Source organism: Luteithermobacter gelatinilyticus (genome assembly GCF_005849285.1).
Classification (GTDB): Bacteria; Pseudomonadota; Alphaproteobacteria; order Sphingomonadales; family Emcibacteraceae; genus Luteithermobacter; species Luteithermobacter gelatinilyticus.
The window spans coordinates 1019603-1038060 of sequence record NZ_CP040517.1 but is presented as its reverse complement, the minus strand read 5'-3'; the positions used below and the strand labels follow the sequence as shown (position 1 = coordinate 1038060).

3 protein-coding genes are annotated in these 18458 nt (G+C 53.7%); 2 read left to right on the top strand and 1 reads right to left on the bottom strand.

Annotation, left to right across the window (positions count from 1 at the left end; all coding sequences use genetic code 11):
- Positions 1 to 130 precede the first annotated feature (130 nt).
- Together FE788_RS04665 and FE788_RS04660 are read left to right on the top strand one after the other, a co-directional pair.
- Positions 131 to 3334 (top strand): S41 family peptidase, encoded by a 3204-nt coding sequence (locus tag FE788_RS04665; RefSeq protein ID WP_138379549.1) that lies wholly within the window; start codon positions 131 to 133, stop codon positions 3332 to 3334.
- A gap of 12 nt (positions 3335 to 3346) precedes the next feature.
- Entirely contained in the window at positions 3347 to 4636 is a 1290-nt protein-coding gene (locus FE788_RS04660) for a metal-dependent hydrolase family protein (RefSeq protein WP_138379548.1), read from the top strand.
- 381 nt (positions 4637 to 5017) lie between these two features.
- Here the strand turns inward: FE788_RS04660 and FE788_RS04655 are convergent, their stop codons facing one another.
- Positions 5018 to 18421, bottom strand: coding sequence for a cadherin domain-containing protein (locus tag FE788_RS04655; protein ID WP_138379547.1), 13404 nt, complete (start codon positions 18419 to 18421; stop codon positions 5018 to 5020).
- Positions 18422 to 18458 lie beyond the last annotated feature (37 nt).

Here is an 18458-nt window from a genome sequence, read left to right as displayed (position 1 = left end):
CATAATGAGGAATTATCATTTCCTCCAGATCACAGGAAGCCTCTAGAGTGAATTGAACCAACCTATTCGCAATTCACTCTAGTATTCGCAAACACGACCAATAGTTAAATTTGAAGGGGAGATTCCGGAAATGACAATGTTCATGCGGTTTTGTGCGGTTATCCTGGTTTGCGCCATACCGGGCCTGACATGGGGAGCCATAGACGCGCGTATGATGCGATATCCGGATGTCTCCCGGGATAAAATCCTGTTTACTTATGACAGCGATTTATGGCTGGTTTCGATCAAAGGGGGCCGGGCTGTACGGTTGACCGCCGACGGTGGTGAGGAAAAACGCGGAAAATTTTCTCCCGATGGGACAGAAATCGCCTATAGCGCCACATATAACAATAACCGGGACCTTTATATCATTCCACAGGAAGGCGGCATTCCCCGGCGAATTACCCATCACCCGGCACCGGATAAACTGCTCGATTGGACAGAAGATGGTACGGCACTTCTTTTTGCTTCAACCATGTATAGTGAACGGCCTCGCTATAACAAACTCTTTCTTGTTTCCCGGGATGGCGGGTTGCCGGAACAGCTTCCGGTGGCCTATGGTGAAAGCGTCAGCCTCTCCGCTGATAAAACACAACTGATCTACACCGCCAAAAAAGATTTTCAGGAAGAATCCTGGAAAAAATACCAAGGAGGCCGGGCACCCAACCTATGGTTTCTGGACACAACAACTGGCGAGTCCAAACGGCTGACCCATTTCCCCGGTTCACAGTCCCAGCCCATGAGGCGCGGCTCTCTGGTTTATTACCTGTCGGAACAGGGATCGGAACGACGCAGCAATATCTGGGTTCTTGATCTAAACAATCAACAGGAAAAACAACTTACCCATTTTACGGAATATGATGTCAGACACCCCTCCCTCGGACCGAAGCATATCATTTTCCAAAATGGCGGGCATTTATATCTTTTTGAACTGAAAACCGGAAACCTCATCCAGATTCAGGTTGACCTGGTAATTACCCAGAAGCAATTGGCTGTCCAACAGATTTCCGTTGAAAAAAACATCGTGCACATTTCTGCCGATCAGCAGGCGCGCAATATCTATTTTGAAGCCCGTGGCGAAATTTTCCGAATGACACAGCCAGAAGGCGTCACCGTGAATCTGACCCGTAGCCCCGGCATTGCAGAACGATATCCCGTTCCGTCCCCGGACCACAAAAAACTGGCTTATTTTTCAGACGAGACCGGGGAATATCAACTCTATATACGCGACCTGAACTCCCACAAGACACAGGCTTTGACCCGGTTCTCCAAAGGGTATCGCTACAAGCCACAATGGTCTCCTGACGGGCGTCACATCGTCTTTATCGATAATGAACAAGTCCTGCATATTGTGGACACCCACAATGGCCAACACCGCATCATCGACAAGGGAGAGTGGCGAGGCCATCATGAATTGCAGGAGGTTGTTGTGTCTTGGTCCCCGGACAGCCGCTGGCTGGCCTTCTCCAGGCACCTGGTCAATCTCAATCAGGCAATTTTCCTGTATGATACTCAAAACAACAAACTAACACAGGTCACTTCCGGGACCTATAATGACTTCAATCCCATTTTCGGTCCTGACGGTAATTACCTTTATATGTTGTCCCACAGGCAATTCTCGCCAGTTTTTGGCGATATCGACCCAACTTGGACCTATGCCCATTCCACGGTGATTTCAGTGATTCCGCTCACCCGGGACATCCCCACTCCCACCACCATTTACTGGATAACACCTCAACCACGTAAAAAAGTTTCCATTGATCTGGATGGCATGGAACGTCGGCTTGTGACCTTAATGCCAGGGCCGGGCATTTATGACAACCTGTCCGTGGTTAGCGATAAAATTGTCTACCGTGAAATTGCGCCGAACCTGCCGGGAGAAACAAAAAAGCCGAACCTCAAATATCTCAATCTGGAAAACCCACTCCAGGGCATTCAGATCGCCGAAAACACCGAACAGGTTTTTATCCTGCCCTATGCGGATGTCATAGTTCTTCGACAGAACGGCCGCTACAGCCTGGTTAAAGCCACAGCCAACGCCGAACCGACCGCTTTGGATACTTCCGGTTTGCTCATGCGGGTCAACCGCTCTGCTGAACATGCTCAGATGCTGAAAGAAGCGTTGCGTTATATGCGGGATTTTTTCTACGATCCCGGTTTGCATGGTCTGGAACTCAATGCAGTAGCCAAAAAATATAAAAAACTTCTGCAATTCGTGACCAGTGAGGAAGACATGACGGTATTGTTGCGGGAATTGGCCGGGGAGCTTTCCGGGGGGCATATCTGGGCCACGGCCAAAGATCCGCGTCGCAATCGGAAAAATACTTCTGTCGGGCTTTTGGGGATAGACTTTCAATGGCAAAATAACAGATACCAGATCACAAAAATCTATCCAGGAGAAACCTACGTCGGCGCACCGCGCTCGCCCTTGGCTGATCCATCACTTGCAATCGCTGCTGGAGATTATCTCCTGGCCATTAACGATCTCGTACTGGACTCCAAAAGCACCCCATGGGCGGCCTTGGAAGGCCACGTCGAAAAAGTGGTCAAGCTTACGATAAGTTCCACACCCGATTTTCGCAACAGTCGTGAAGTCTATGTACGAACGCTGGTTTCGGAACAAAAGTTGCGCGAGTTGGAGTGGGTGGCAGAAAACCGCCGAAAAGTAACGGAGGCCAGCCAGGGCAGATTGGGATACATATATGTCCCCGATACCTCTCTGAATGGACAAAACGATCTGATGCGCCAGTTCAGGGCTCAGCATCACCTGCCCGGGCTGATAATAGACGAACGGTTTAATATGGGGGGCGCCCTTGGAGACCGCTTGGTGGAACTTCTGAACCGGCCGGCTCTTAATTATTTCAGTTATCGCAATGCTCGTGATTATCCGTTACCAACCATTGGCCATACCGGCCCCAAGGCGCTCCTGATTAACGGCTGGAGTTATTCCGGCGGTGATGGTTTTCCTTATCTTTTCAGAGCAGCAGGAATTGGGCCATTGATTGGTGGTCGAACCTGGGGCGGACTGATCGGTCCCAACCTGCCTCTGCCTTTTATCAATGGTGGTGCCATTTCCGTCCCTCCACAACGGGTATATAGCATTGATGGCCATTGGGCCGATAACAATAACGGTGTTCCGGCAGATATTCAGATCATCAATGATCCAGCGAAACTTTATCGGGGGCGGGATATGCAACTGAACAAGGCTGTGCAGGTATTGCTTGAAGAACTTAAAGTCCTGCCGGTCAGAAAAACACCCCCTTTTCATGGGGATATCGCCGGAAATCGGAATTGACAGGAGGTGAAAATGAAAACGAAAATCCAGAAAACCCTGCTCCTTCTTCCTCTCGTCCTATCGAATTTATGTATTTCAGGCCCCCAGGTGAGCTTGGCGTCGGAAACCGGTACTGTTGAAAATGCCTATCAGGTTATTCATGTCGGCCGTCTGCTGGCCGTGCCCGGTCAGGACCCGCTGGAAAAACAAACTCTCCTCATCAAAAACGCCATGATAAAGGACATTCGAAACGGTTTTGTCTCTCCCGAAGAGCTGGGACACAAGTCGGCCCGGCTGATCGATCTGAGAGATAAATTCGTCCTGCCGGGTCTGATGGATATGCATGTTCATCTCACCATGACCGATCTAGAGCGCCCCGGATCTGGCAAGGCTGGCGCCGACGCCTATCAGCTTCTTGAAGGGCTGAAAAATGCCCAAAAAACGCTTCAAGCCGGCTTTACCACTGTGCGTAATGTTGGATCGCATGGCTATGCCATCTTTGCCCTACGCGATGCCATTAATCGTGGGGATTTCCCCGGGCCGAGAATACTAGCCGCCGGACATACCCTGTTTGTTACAACCGACGAAACATATCCCGGAGCCTGTTACAATGTGGAAAGCTGCCGCAAGGCGGTACGTTCCCAGATCGAAATGGGAGCTGATGTTATCAAGATTTATGCCACATGCAGCGGGAGCCAGCCCTGTGGCCGACAGGATGCATCACCACTGTTTTTAGAAGACGAATTCTACGCCATCGTAGAAACCGCGCGCACCCGAAATATTCCGGTCACCGCCCACGCCCATGGTACTGATGGTATTAATGCCGCACTGCGCGCCGGCGTAAAATCCATTGAACATGGCTCATATAACGACGCCACATCTCACAAACTATTCAAAAAACAAAAAGCGTTTCTGGTGCCCACTCTGTCCGTGCAAGACAATATTCAAAGAGATTATCAGACCGCCACAAAAGAGATGAAACACGTAATGGAAGACTTCATGCGTAATCATCCTGTCAGAACCTATGAAGCATTCCAACAAGGGGTCAAAATCGCAGCCGGTAGTGACGCAGGTGTTACGCTACATGGCCAAAATGCCCGCGAATTGCAATGGTATGTGAAAATTGGCATGAGCGAAATGGAAGCCCTTAAAACCGCTACCGTTCATGCTGCGGCCCTGATTGGCCTGGAAGACAGGCTGGGCACCCTTGAAATTGGAAAAATAGCCGACTTGATCGCGGTAGACGGCAATCCACTGGAAAACATAAACGCCTTGGGAAACGTCGTTTTTGTCATGAAAGAAGGAACAGTTTTCATCCCCTAGGCTGAATTGACATTCATCGCATCCATATCATTGATGCGGCGAGGAGGGTGAAGGCGAGGAAGTTGCAGGCTTTTCGATCATATCGGGTTGCAAACCAAACCGAAAACGATCAAAACTTTAACAAAGGACTCTATGCCTAACTGGTAGAAAATTCGGTCTCAGGTCATAAGCCTTTCCGCACAAACGGAAAAGCCGCTCAAAGAGAGCGACTTTTCCGTGGAGTCTACAAAAGTGGTTGCGGAGGCCCGGCACTACAGAATCAGTACCTGCATGATAGCGGCTCGCCCCCCCAAAGTCACCGTTTAATTCATCAAGAAACACAGTGCTTCAGCCGTAACAGCCTGAGAAGCACTGCGCCTCCCCTCTCCTCTTTTTGAGCTCCTAATGACTTGAGAAAGCCAATATTCGCGGGCCCTCCCGATCCATATTTTCCCATATATTCCGGTTCATCTCAGCCGCGCCAGGAATATCAAAACTATTCATCGCCTGAACCAGGCTATGCACGTTCATGCCGCTCTCAACAAAATCATTCACCGATTTTGAAGCGGACTTCTGTGCCTTAACCTGTTTCAGATCATCCCCTTCCAACTGGTTCAGGGGAAATTGCGATACCAACCGACGTTTGTCGAACGATGAATATCCACGCCCAAAATATCTGTCACGAAAGAGTTCCTGAAACGACAGGAGACCGTCATTCTCCTGCTTTTGCAGGGCAGATACATTTGACCGGAACGTTCTGAAGGTTTCGCTGGCCAATCCTGCTTTTCTGTTCAGACCAGATTGCCAAAAATCTTTTCTGGCATTTCTAAGCTCACGCTCAAAAAACTCAACTTCTGATCTCATATGTTGACAATCAACAACGAAGAACCTTTTCACCGGCTCCCTCGGATGAATATTCTGAGTTACGGGGGCCACGCCCTCGATATAATCATCATCATTATAGCGGAGCCCTACATCCCCTATCGTCGCGGTCGAGCCATTGGCGCGGCTATATTCGGAGGAATTGAACACAACGTTGCCGACAGAGTCCCGAAGAGAGCTGCCGGTCGTGGAGGGTTCTAGATTAATGGACGCAATATCCATTTCCAGCAGGGTCTTCAATTCATTTTGCTCGGATATACCGTTCTGATTTTCATCCTGCCAGACAAGAAAATCCGAATATTGTACATCCAGGGCGTTTAAAATGCCGTCACTATTGCTGTCATAGGCGGCAAGGCCCTCAAGGTCGGTCATGGCACCCGGCAGATCGTCCGAGAAGGAAATTTCCGAACCATTGTCAATAACGCCATTATGATTGCGATCAAGAGCCAGCATCGCATCATCAGAACCGACCCAGCCGGTCTTCTCCCGATCTCCGTCATGATCCACATCAAAATAGACAGCGCTTTGCCAATGGTTATAAAGAGTCAGGCCATCCCCTTTCAGATCAAAGACGACCGGCGTCAGAACGTCATTTCCCTCTTCCCCGTCATCCGCCAGATTACCTTCCTGATCATCATCGTCGATATAACCAACGCCAACATCCCCGACAATGCCGAAAGAACCGTCAGCGGTAAGGTAACGGGACGTGCCGGTGATCACATTATCGGTTGCTCCTGAGGCCGTATCCCTCGTAGGAGTTGGTTCAAGCTCTATGGCCCGAATACCTGCCTGTTGAAGCGTGACAAGTTCCCCCTCCTCGGCAAGGCCATTGCTGTTGGAATCCTGCCAGAGTTGGAACTCATCGTAACGCGCATCCTGTTCATCCAGTAGGCCATTCAGATTAGTATCGTAAACGGCCAAGCCTTCAAGATCGGTATTGGCTCCAAAAGTATCTGCCACAAAAGAGATTTCATTGAAATGATCAATGGTCCCGCTGCCGTCCTTGTCCAGCGCCAGCCAGGCATCATCCGCCCCGATCCAGCCGATCCGCTCCAAAGCGGCATCCTCATCCACATTCATGCTGACATTGGACTCATACACACTGATCAATTCGATCCCATCTCCATCAAGGTCCAGAGCAACGGGTACGGGAACACCATTATCCCAAACCCCATTAAAATGGTAATTGATATTGGTGACAGGAACATCAACCCCATAGTACTGGCCATCATATGGCCGGAATGTGATGGAACCACTGCCGCGCTGATCAACTTTAGTACGCGCCACATAGCCCATTATTGTAAAGCGCGATATTGTTGGATCTGACGTTGATGACTTTACGGTCCAAAATGTTGGCGAAAGGTTTCCAAATAATTTTGAAAAATTTTCCGAAACTTTCGTTACGCTAACATTGACGCTGCCTTCCGGGTCATATACATCAAAATACCCAAAAGTAGCTGTTTCCCCAGCATTGGCATAACCATTTCCGGTATACACATTATTAATTGTCGGTGGTTCATTCACTGGTAATAAGGGAATGACAATATCCCCGGTTCGAACATTTCCAGCACCATTATTGTCCTGAGCTTGAACGGTATAAGTAAAGTGATGCTTCGAAGCATCCCAATAACCACCCGTTTGGGCTTCATAATCCAATCCCCCTGACGCCACATTGACCTTAATTTGACCGTTTGTCGGATTTATAATGAATTTTCCATCGGGACTTTCTCCATTGCTTCCCCCGACAAAGGAATAGACGTGGGTGCCATATGCGCCACCATCCGGATCTTCTATTGTCGAGACAGTGGCCACGGTCGGCGCATTAAAGTCAGAAAGCTCACTTATGGAAGTGACGGAAGGCACAACCAGGATAAATCCTTCATTCTGATCCGTCACCGTAAAGTTATGGGACCAGGTTCCTGAGGTGACGTGAGCATAGCCGTTGTCCGTATCCCTGGCCCGCACAGATACATTGATATTCTGGATCGCTTCATAATTTACCGTATCCAGAGACCAGAGCTGATTGCCATTTCTGATTTCAAAATAGGCGCTGCCCGAGGTGATTTCGAGGGTGGGGGCGTTTCCATCCACATCGACGCGCGTCAGGGTCGCCACATGCGTCGCCGTATTCTCCAAGAAACTTCCCGCGAGATAACTATGTGTTGGCGTATTGGGCGCATCATTCACCGGCGTCACCGTGATTTTGGCATCTTCAACCACCGTTGAAAAGGCTGAAGATCCCCCCGCCCCAGAGGCATCGACAAAGGTCCCCGCCGAACCCGAAGATTGATCCCAGGCCCTGTAGTTGATGGTGTTCCCCGTGGAGCCATGATAATTGGCCTTGGGCCGGAATCTCAGTCTGTCCGCCGGCCCCAACAGCAAGGCATGGGTTGTAGAGACAGAACCCACATTCGTCCAGCTCCCGGCGCCAACTTTATATTGCCAATAGCCATTGCTGTTATCGGTGTAAGTTAGGGCAATCGCTTCGACGGCATTGCCGTCCACATCTGTAATGGCGCCATTCGCCACCAATTGAGCAATGGTTGTGCCTCCGTCACCGGTCCCGATATCTTCTGTAATGCTGTTCATCAGAGATACTGGATTACTATCCAGAACCGGCGCGTCATTAACCGCATGAACCGTCAAGGCCGCCTGTTCGACAGCTTCAGAGAAAGCAGAAGCGCCACCCCCGGCTGAGGCGTTAATGCGGCTTCCTGCCGTCCCAAAGGATTTGTCCCACGCCTTGAAACTCGCCGCGTCAGAGAGCACGCCGTGATAATGGGCATTCGGTTTAAACCGCAGACTATCTCCGGCATCAAGAAGCAGCGCATTGCTGACCGAAACACTGCCCACGGCCTGCCAGTTCCCCGCCCCGATGCGATATTCCCAGACGCCATTCGTTGAATTAAGGCCGGTCAAAGCGATCGCTTCCACCTCCGCCCCATCAGGATCAGTGATGGAGCCATTGGCCACCAGTGTTGCAATCGACGTTCCGGTGGGGGAGATGACATCTTCATTGATCGCCGTCATTTCGGGATCATAAGACACATTCAACACGGGCGCTTCATTGACGTTATTCACCGTGATGGTCAAACTTGCCGTATCACTGAGATAATCTCCATCAACCTGGTCAATTCCCGCCTTGTCCCGGATCTCGATATCATATTGATATTGATGGGCCTGCCCGGCCAGGGCCTCATAATCTATCTGACCGGCCGTCTCGACCACGCCGGTCGCGCTATCAATGGTAAACAAGCCATCCGCCGTTGTCGTCAGTCCACCGGCAAAATAATAACGTTTCTGACCATGCGCGCCCCCTGAAGGATCCGGATCATATCCGGCCACAGTACCTACAGTAGTCGGGACAGGGTTATTTTCATCGATATTGAGGGTGTGATCTCCAATAGTTGGAGCACCGTTCACCTCGACCAAAACCTGTTTCGGATTTTCCGCCGTATCCCCATTGTCTTCCACCGACCTTGCCGTCACGGTCAAGGTAATATCAGTGCCGGACCCATCAGCCGCCGGTGTAATGGTCAGGCCGGATAGTTGTGTTTTGGTCAAACGCCATACGCCGCCTCCCAGATTTATCCCCTGATTGAGTGTGGCCGTATCGGGCACACCCGCAACATCAATTTCCAGGGTTTCATCAGGGTCGGTCAGTTGCGCTGCAATATCTAGAGCAATCGCTGTGCCCTCATTTCCAGATACATCCGTAACCGTCAGATCCGGTGTATCGGCAACTGCGGTCACCACGACATGGAAGGTTTTGGGCGTGATAAGACCGGAATCCGATACCTCAAATCGAATATCCGCCTCGCCATTTGCATCCGCCAGCGGTGTAAACTTGAGTTCAATCAAACCATTTGTATTGGTATAAGAGAGACTTCCGTCTTCGATAAGAGCATCGTTACTGGAGGTGATATTTTCCAAAGTCAGTGCGCTCGCAGCCGATTCAGCATCAGAGACGTTGAAAGTCACTGTCACCTGACCGGAATCCTCATCCACAGTTACCAAAGGATCAAGATTGGTCACCAAGGGTGCCGTATTGCCGGCCCACAGCCCGTAGATGGAGGACTGGATTGAGGCCGGAATTTCAGGGTTCGCGCTTGCCGGATCAAATCCCGGATTGTCGTCCATATAGGTCCTCATGAGGGAAATCATGCTGTCCACATCGATGGGATAGGACAAGTCTTCTGCGGCCACAATTAGGTTGATGACAAAGTCCTGATGCGGGTTTCCGCCGGCATCATACCAGTTCAACACCCTTATTTGAGATGAGGTCCCCAATACCTTGATGATGACATCACGACCCTCTTTTTCGAACCAGAGGTTTTCCTTTCCGATATCCGCCGAAAAGCCGATCTGGTCAAACCCGAGATCTGCATCATAGTTGTCAATGGTGTCACTGCCCGAGGTGCGGGTAAAGTGATAGGTATCATTCCCGTCACCGCCCATGAGCAAATCGTCACCCCCTTCGCCATACAGATGGTCGCCAGCATCTCCGGCTTCCAGGATATCGTTATCATCGCCCCCATAGAGGGTATCACTGGAGTTCCCGCCATAAAGATGGTCTTGTCCAGCGCCGCCAAAGAGGGTATCGCTGTCGCCTTCCCCATAGAGGACATCGTCCCCAGCGCCACCGTAGATGGTGTCAATGCCAGCACCGCCGTAGATGGTGTCATTCCCGTCGTCCCCATAGAGGGTATCATCGCCACCATTGCCATAGAGCTGATCCGCCATGGCACCGCCGTAGAGGATATTTGCGGCATTGTCGCCTTTGATAACATCCTGTTCGGCTGTACCGATAACTGTCTCAATAGCTGTAAAAGTATCTCCTGCCGCATGCCCGCCGCTTGAAACATTGGTCAGCATATCCACATTAATTGCCGCAGAAGCCGAATAATCCACCGTATCCAGGCCGGTGCCCCCGTCAAAGGCATCCGCGCCCACACCCGCAACAAAGAGATCATCTCCCTCATTGCCGTTCAACTGGTTAATACCCTCACCGCCATGAAGGGTATCATTGTCCGCCCCGCCATAGAGCGTATCGTCACCCGCCCCGCCATAGAGCATATCCTGCCCCTCATCGCCTTGCAGCGTGTCGTTACCTTCTTCACCATAGAGAGCATCATTATCGAACCCGCCAAACAGATTGTCGGCATCAGCGCCCCCATAAAGCGTGTCACTTCCTGTGCCCCCCTCCAGGCGATCCAGACCGCCGCCACCATAAAGCGTGTCAATCCCGGCTTCCCCATACAGGAAATCATTGCCGTCATGGCCCAGCAGAGTGTCATTCCCCGCCAAACCATAAATATAATCCGTGCCCTGTTCCCCGCTCAGGCCTGGATCATCATTGTCTGTCCCATAGAGATAGTCGTCCTGATCACGGACCGTCACGGTAAATTCTTTTGTGACAGCGCCTCCCGCGCCATTTTCATCCGTCGCTTCGACCGCCAGCACAATGGACGTTTCACCGCTTTCATAATTTAGCGCAACGCCGTCTTTCAGCTTCAACTGGCCCCCGGAAATCTCAAAGCGGGTGGATTCAGTTGCCTGCTGCATTCCGCCAATAACTTCAAAGACCTTTAAGGCGTGCTGTCCAAAAGGCTCCAGATGACTGTCAGGGTCAATCACCTCAAGAGATCCCAGGATATGGCCGGCGGTATTTTCATTAACCTCCAACGATCCGGTAAACTGAATATCGGTGGGGGTTTCATTCACATTTGTCACATTAATGGCAAACCCCCGCTCAAGCGAAGCCCCCGCAGCATCCGTTACGATAATACTGATGGCATGTTGGTTGCTGGCCTCAAAGTCAAGCGCCGCTCCCGGTTTTACCCGCACCGCTCCCGTGGCGTCATCAATTTCAAAGAAACCACTTGGATCGATAAGGCTATATGTATGACTGTCGCTAACATCCACATCCCCAACAATGGCCGTCCCGACTACAGCGCCCGCCACAGAGTTTTCGTCAATTGTTCCGGAGAAAGTCAATGCATGGGGCGCATCATTGACATTGGCGACCGTAACATCAAAAATATCTTCCGTAGAATATTGACCATCGCTCACCGTGACTTTGACGGAAACAGACCCCACATCACTGTTCACCGGCGTTCCGGTAAAGGTTCGCGCCAAGGGATCAAATTGCAGCCAATATTCAAGAGGAATGGCTGATCCGTCGGCAAAAGTCGCGCTATAGGTCAGAATATTCCCGTCGGCATCCTGAAATGCATTCTCCGGCACCACAAAACTGAACGGACTGTCTTCCGTCGCCACGCGATCCGCCAAAGGGACATTCAAAACTGGCGCTTGATTCTGACCGGAAAGGTCAACCGTTTGATCCGCAAATTGGATCATCTGGATATTTTTCAGAAGATCTTGGCCGTCATCCCCGTCTGCAAGATTATTATCGGTCACGACGACATGCCCTGTCGCCGCATCCGTCTCTATAACATAATCCTCTTTGTTCCCCGTGAAGACCGCCGTGTCATTGCCGTTGCGCCCGTCCAGAATATCATCGCCCTGCCCACCATGAAGGACGTTATTTCCTTCGTTTCCTTTCAGATTGTCGTCAGTAGAGCCCCCAATAATATTTTCAATACCATCAAAAGTTTCCGAGACGACAGAACTCACTGCCATGCCGGCGGCCAGGTCAATATTCAATCCAAGAGAAAAGGCGCTGTAATCAAGAGTATCAACCCCGTCCCCGCCATGGAAAATATCCTGGCCATTCCCGCCGATCAGCGTATCATCTCCGGCGCCGCCCCAGATCTCGTCATCACCCGCATGGCCATCCAGAATATTGTCCCCCGCATCCCCGGTAATTGCATCGCCATTTACACTGCCAATGATATTTTCAATGCTGTTCAATGTATCCTTGGTTCCGTCGGACCAGATAATTTGGCCCAAAGACAAATCAACATCTGCGGTATAGGTTGCATCTTCGGAGGACATATCCACCGTATCGTTGCCCTCACCTCCATATAATTTATCTTTTCCGGCACCGCCAATTAGAATATCGTCACCGCCCTCGCCATAAAGATTATCATCTCTCCCTTTACCATCAATGATGTCACCATTGGCAGAGCCATAAAAGGTATCATAAAAGCTGTCCCCCTCCAGCCTTTGAATATTCGTTACATCTACCCCTCGAAGATCGACAGTTTCATAACTATTATACCCCCCGGTTTTAATGACATTATATCCAAGTCCCCCGTCAATCTGCTCGATACTATCCATGTCCAGCAATCTAAAAACATCGTCACCATCACCGCCCAAAACCGTATCATATCCTGAACCGCCATATATTTTATCATAGCCGGAATCACCATTGACAACAAAGATATCATTGCCGCCTTCACCGTAAAGGAAATCACCGTACTCCCCTCCTTCAATGACTTCGTCCCCGGCAGTTCCGTAAATAGTATCCGTGTAAGTGGTTCCCACAATTTTATGGATATTTTTCAGAGTGAGCCCCCGCAGATCCAATGTGTTACTGGAACTTCCGGTATAAAGCTTTAAGCTATTTGAGCCTGCCCCACCGTCAATCTCTTCAATGCCGTCAATAACTTTTATACGTATCTCATTGTCGGAGCCATCTCCGAGGATTCTGTCGAACCCTTCGCCGCCATAATATTTATTTATGCGGCCGTTTTTGCCCTCAGTAACCCGGAAAGTATCATCCCCGGCCTCGCCATACATAGTGTAAAAAGTACCTGACCCCAGATAGATTGTGTCGTTGCCCTCAGCCCCGGTGATCGTGTTGGTGTAAGAGTTCCCGGCATAAAAAATATAATCCCCTTGCCGGCCATCAGCGGTAAGGGTTGCCCCTCCCTTAATCACGTATCTGTCACGATAAAACAGATTGTCCTGCCAAACCTCGGCGCGAGCTTCCGTTATGGCGTCCGATACTGCGCCAACCGCAGTGCCGGCCATGGCCGCCACCAGGTCATCCATCTGATCGCCGCTCAGGGAATGGGACGATGTCACAATTCTGCGCAAGGCCGTACCGGCGGCATAATAATTCCGCAGCGTCACCCTGGTATCGCCATCAATAACCTCGATAATCAGGTCATCGCCGCTTCTGCTGAACCACAGCTGGTCATAGGAGACGTCATTGGCCGCAAAGGCGATTTCATTGGCACCCGATGCGTCAATAATCGTATTCTGACCGTCATTCCGGCCAAAGAGATAGGAATCGTCGCCCAAGCCACCCTGCAGCATATCAACGCCCCTGCCGCCGTACAGGACATCATTGCCTTCGCCCCCCTCAAGAGTGTCATTTCCGGCCTCTCCATAAAGGCTGTCGTCTCCAGCATCGCCCCTTAACGTATCATGGCCTTCTCCGCCAAACAGACTGTCTTTCTCCGTGCCGCCCTCGAGCGTATCACCGCCCGCACCGCCAAACAGATTATCTTCGCCGACCTCCCCATACAGGATATCGTCGCCTTCATCGCCTTTCAGCACATCGGCGCCGGCAGCACCACGCAACGTATCATTTCCCGCCCGCCCAAAGATCTGGTTGTCTGCGGCATCTCCGGAAAGAGTGTCATTGAACGCAGACCCCATGACATTTTCAATCCCGCTGAACGTATCCCCGGCCGCGTCGCCCCCCGAAGCGGCCATAGCCGAAGACAGATCGACCGTGACGCCGGAGACGGAGCCATTATAGCGCACCATATCCATGCCCGCGCCGCCATCAAGGCTGTCCGCGCCGGCCCCGCCTTCCAGAACATCATCACCCAGGCCAGCCGTCAGGGTGTCATCCCCATCCCCGCCGGACAGCACGTCATGGCCGGCCCCACCAGACAGGCTGTCCGCGCCGGCGGTTCCCGCGAGAAAGTCGTCTCCCGCCGCGCCGACGCCATCAAGGACAAGTCCGCCCAGATTGACGGCCAGTCCGTCGGCCAGCTCCAGGGATTCGATGCGGGCATAACTCGCCGCAAATTTCTGAATCGTGACGCTGTCCGTCGTGCCCTTAAGAGAAATCTGCAGATCAAAGCCGTTTTGCGAAAACTCCAGGTCGCTGAGGCTGATCCCTTCGCCAAATTCCAGCGCATCCTGGCCGCCATCCAGCGTGCCGGTGGCCGTATGCACCACTTCCTGGCCGTTACTGCTGCGGCTATAACCATTAATCCAGCCAGACGCCGGAAGATGGTCCGGGACGGTCTGGTAACTGGACGAGGTGAGGATCTGGCTGTAAACCGTTTCTCTGGTCCTGCCGTCGGTAATCACCAGCCGGTAGCTGAAAAGCGGATCGCTGCCGAAATAAAAGTCTTCGATGCCGAGGAACTGCCAGTCCGCTTCATAGGGGGTCTGAAGATTCCCCCCCACATCCACCACCGTTTCTTTAACATGCGATTGTTCATGAATGATGTCAGAACCGTCCCCCCGGTTGAACAAATAGATGTCATCGCCAAGCTGGCCGTACAGGATGTCATCCCCCTTGCCCCCCTGAAGGATATTGGCATCCTGGTCGCCGCCGAGCGTATCATTATAATCCGTACCGCGAACGCCCTCGATCCCGTAAAATGTATCATTCGCGGCGTCGCCGGATGACGCCACAAACCCGTCAAGGCTCACATTGACCGCAGAGAGAGCGCCTTCGTAAGATATGATGTCTGTGCCGTCCCCCCCGACAAGGACATCCTTGCCCTGATCGCCGCGCAAAATATCGTTGCCGGCCCCGCCAAGCAGCACGTCATCGCCGCCCCCGCCAATCAGAATATCCTGACCGGCATTGCCGTTGAGGATATCGTCGCCGGTCAGGCCATCAATCGTGTCATCGCCGCCATTGCCCGTGAGCCAGTCCTTGTCCAAGCCGCCAATCAGCGTATCATTGCCGTCGGTGCCGCCCCCGCCCCAGACATCAATATCGGTGGCATCCAGTTGTCCCGTATTAAAGAAAGAGAAGGTTTCGATGGGCTTGCCGTCCGCCCCCCAGTCCCGGTTCCATTCCTTAAGCGTGATCTGATCGGCAATCTCCGCAAAGGTCTCCGGGTCCTGGCCATAACCTTCGATGCCCAGGATGAGGTCGTCGCCATCGCGCACCATCTGAAGGTCATTGATGTCAATGCCGACATCAAACTCCAGCGTATCAGTGCCGGCATCCGTGGTATCGGTCAGATAATCATCAACATGCTTCTTGAGAATGCCGTTTTCCCGGTCATACACGATGTTCATCGCCCATTGTCCCGGACCCAGCACCACATTCCCGGCCGCGTCCTTGATCTCAAGAGTCTCCGGATCCCGGTAATAGCCATTCTGATAGCCATCACTGGTCAGAATATTTTCAAATTCGGCGCTCCATTGGTCAAAGAGAACATCCCGGCCATCACCGCGGCCAAAGCGGAACACATCATCGCCGCTCCCTCCAATGACCATATCGTTGCCTTCGTCCCCGGCCAGGATATCCGCACCAGCGCCGCCATAAAGCTGGTCATCATCACGGCCGCCCGAGACGATATCGTTGCCGGACCCACCAGTGACATTGTCATCCTGGTCCCCGCCAACGACGATATCCTGCCCCTGATCCCCGGCGACCATGTCATTCCCCATGCCGCCGATGCCCACATCATCGCCCCAAAGGAGCTGCAACACATCATTGCCGCTGCCGCCATGGGCAAAGTTTCTGCCGGCAGTGCCGATGATATAATCGTCGCCGTCCGTGCCCATGGTAAAGGTGGCGAAATTGCCGATATCAATGGTCTGGCCGTCGGCAAATTGCAGTTTCTCGATCCGGTTGTAATCATTGAACCAGTTGGTTAAGGTCACCTGGTCCCCGGTGTCCACCCCGGCAATGCGCAGCTTGACAATCAGGTCATCGCCCGGCGCCGCCTCGGTCCCCGACCTTGTGATCGAAAGGTCTCCGACCGTAATCCCCTGCCCCAGGATCAGGGTATCGTGCCCGCCGGAAATCTTGCCCGTCTCCACCGCCGGGGCCTGCACATCGACCAGCCGGTCAATCCCCGCCCAGTTCTGGGCCAGAAGGCCCGTGGTGCGGTCCTCAATGATGTTTTTCACAGACCGGGTCGGCGCCGGCGCGGCCGTCGCCTCATCATTCACCACATCCTTGCCGTCCCCCAGCCGCAGGATGTAGCTGTCGTCGCCGGACCCGCCGCGCAACTGATCCCCATCGCCGGCCCCTCCGGTGAGAATATCATCCCCCGCATTGCCGTCGAGCACATCCACGCCCGCGCCGCCGTCGAGCCAATCGGAGCCCAACGCGCCGTAAAGCTCGTCATTGCCCGCGCCGCCGTCAAGATAATTGCCGTCGCCGCCTTCGGCATAGAGCCTGTCCGCCCCCGCGCCGCCGAACAGCCAGTCGTCCTTCAGGCCGCCGCGCAGCAGGTCATCGCCGCCGTCGCCGAACAGCTCATTGCCGAGATCGCCGCCGATGATCACGTCATTCCCGGCGCCGCCATGCACCGTCGCCGCCGTGTCGATGCGCATGTCCGTGCCGTCTTGCGCAACGCCGTTCACGCTCAGGCTTGCATCGCCCGCCAGCATGTCGCCGGTAATGGTGATCGTATCCGCCCCGGCCGTGCCCGCAATCACGTCCCGGCCGCCCTGCGTCACCGTGTCCAGGATGCGGAACCCTATGCCGTTTTCGTCCAGGCCGCTCAAGAGCCGTTCCGCCTGCCCCGCCCCGTTGAGCGCGATCCCGAGATCCAGTTGCCCGTAGCTTTCCACCCCGTGGGTTGTCGCCCAGGCGTCCCAGCCGCCGAGCCAGTCGGCCGCATGCCGTTTATTGAGCCCCAGTTCCGACACCCGCTGCAACGTCACGATCCAGCCCGCCGCAAAGGCGCTGTCCGGCTCCGCCGCCATGATCGCATTGATGGCCGCCGCGTTCTCCACATAAGTCTTATAGTCGCCCGCGGTGGCGAGGTTGCCGTAGAGCGCGCCCAGCGCCTCGCCTTCGAGGCCGGCGGGCACGTCATCGCCCGCAAGCAGGCTGTCGAGCGAGTTATAGAGCGCGCGTTTCAGATACACGTCGCCCCCGGCGATCCGCAGATCGTCAAGGGCGTTCAGCACCCCGTGCTCGATGAGCTGCGCCGCCGCGTCCTCTTCATCGCCGTCGAAGGTGCGGGCGATGGTCCGCTTGCCCGGATCGCCGGGACCAAAGGCGCCGCCGTCGACGCGATAGGTATAGTCCGACTTGCGCAGGCCGTAGGTGCCGCCGGAGACGCGGCCCTCATTCGCGACCGCGCCGCCGATCAGCCCGAGCACGCCGTTGAGCGCCTCCGCCGCCGCCGCGGCGAGCCCTTCCGCCGCCTCTTTGGAGCCACCCTTCTTCGCCCAGACGTTATTTACGTCAAATTCGCCGGTCGCGGGATCAAAGATCACATCCGCCCCCGAGCGCGGCGTGCCGCCAAACAGCGACCCCACAACCCCGCCGACAATAAAGCCCACAAAGGCCCCCAGCCCCGGCGCCAGGAAATTGCCCAGCGTGTCGCCCAGCAGCTTGCCCGCCGCATAGGCCCCGGCGGCGCCGCCCACCGACGCCCCGATCTGGCCGCCGATCGTGTCGAAATTCACCACCTCGGACGCCAGCTTCGCACCCACGAACCCGCCCAGAATATTGGCGAAGTTGGCGCCGCTGAGGCCCGCGTCCCAGGCTTTTGTCGAGTCCAGCATGTTGCCCGCAATGGTGCTCAAGGTACTGCCCGCCGTGGTCTGCAACACCTCCCCGGCAATGCCCTCCAGGCCGATCTGGCTGAGCAGTTCCCCCACCAGGAAAGACGAGATCGCGCCCTTGGCCGCGCCCTCGAGATTGCTGCCGAAATCCTCCAGCGCCACCTCAATGGCCTTGCCCAGATCCTCACCCCCCAGGGCCGCCAGGGTCACCGTCTCGAACAGATTCTGCCCCGCCGCCCCCAAGATGGTGCCAAGCGCGATGGACCCCAGCGCATCATCCGACAATTGCCGCCCGATGGTCGAGCCAAAGATCGAACCGATC

Excerpts from the sequence above, each read along its gene's own strand:
- FE788_RS04665 (WP_138379549.1), top strand. The coding sequence starts at position 131 with ATGACAATGTTCATGCGGTTTTGTGCGGTTATCCTGGTTTGCGCCATA.
- FE788_RS04660 (WP_138379548.1), top strand. The coding sequence starts at position 3,347 with ATGAAAACGAAAATCCAGAAAACCCTGCTCCTTCTTCCTCTCGTCCTA.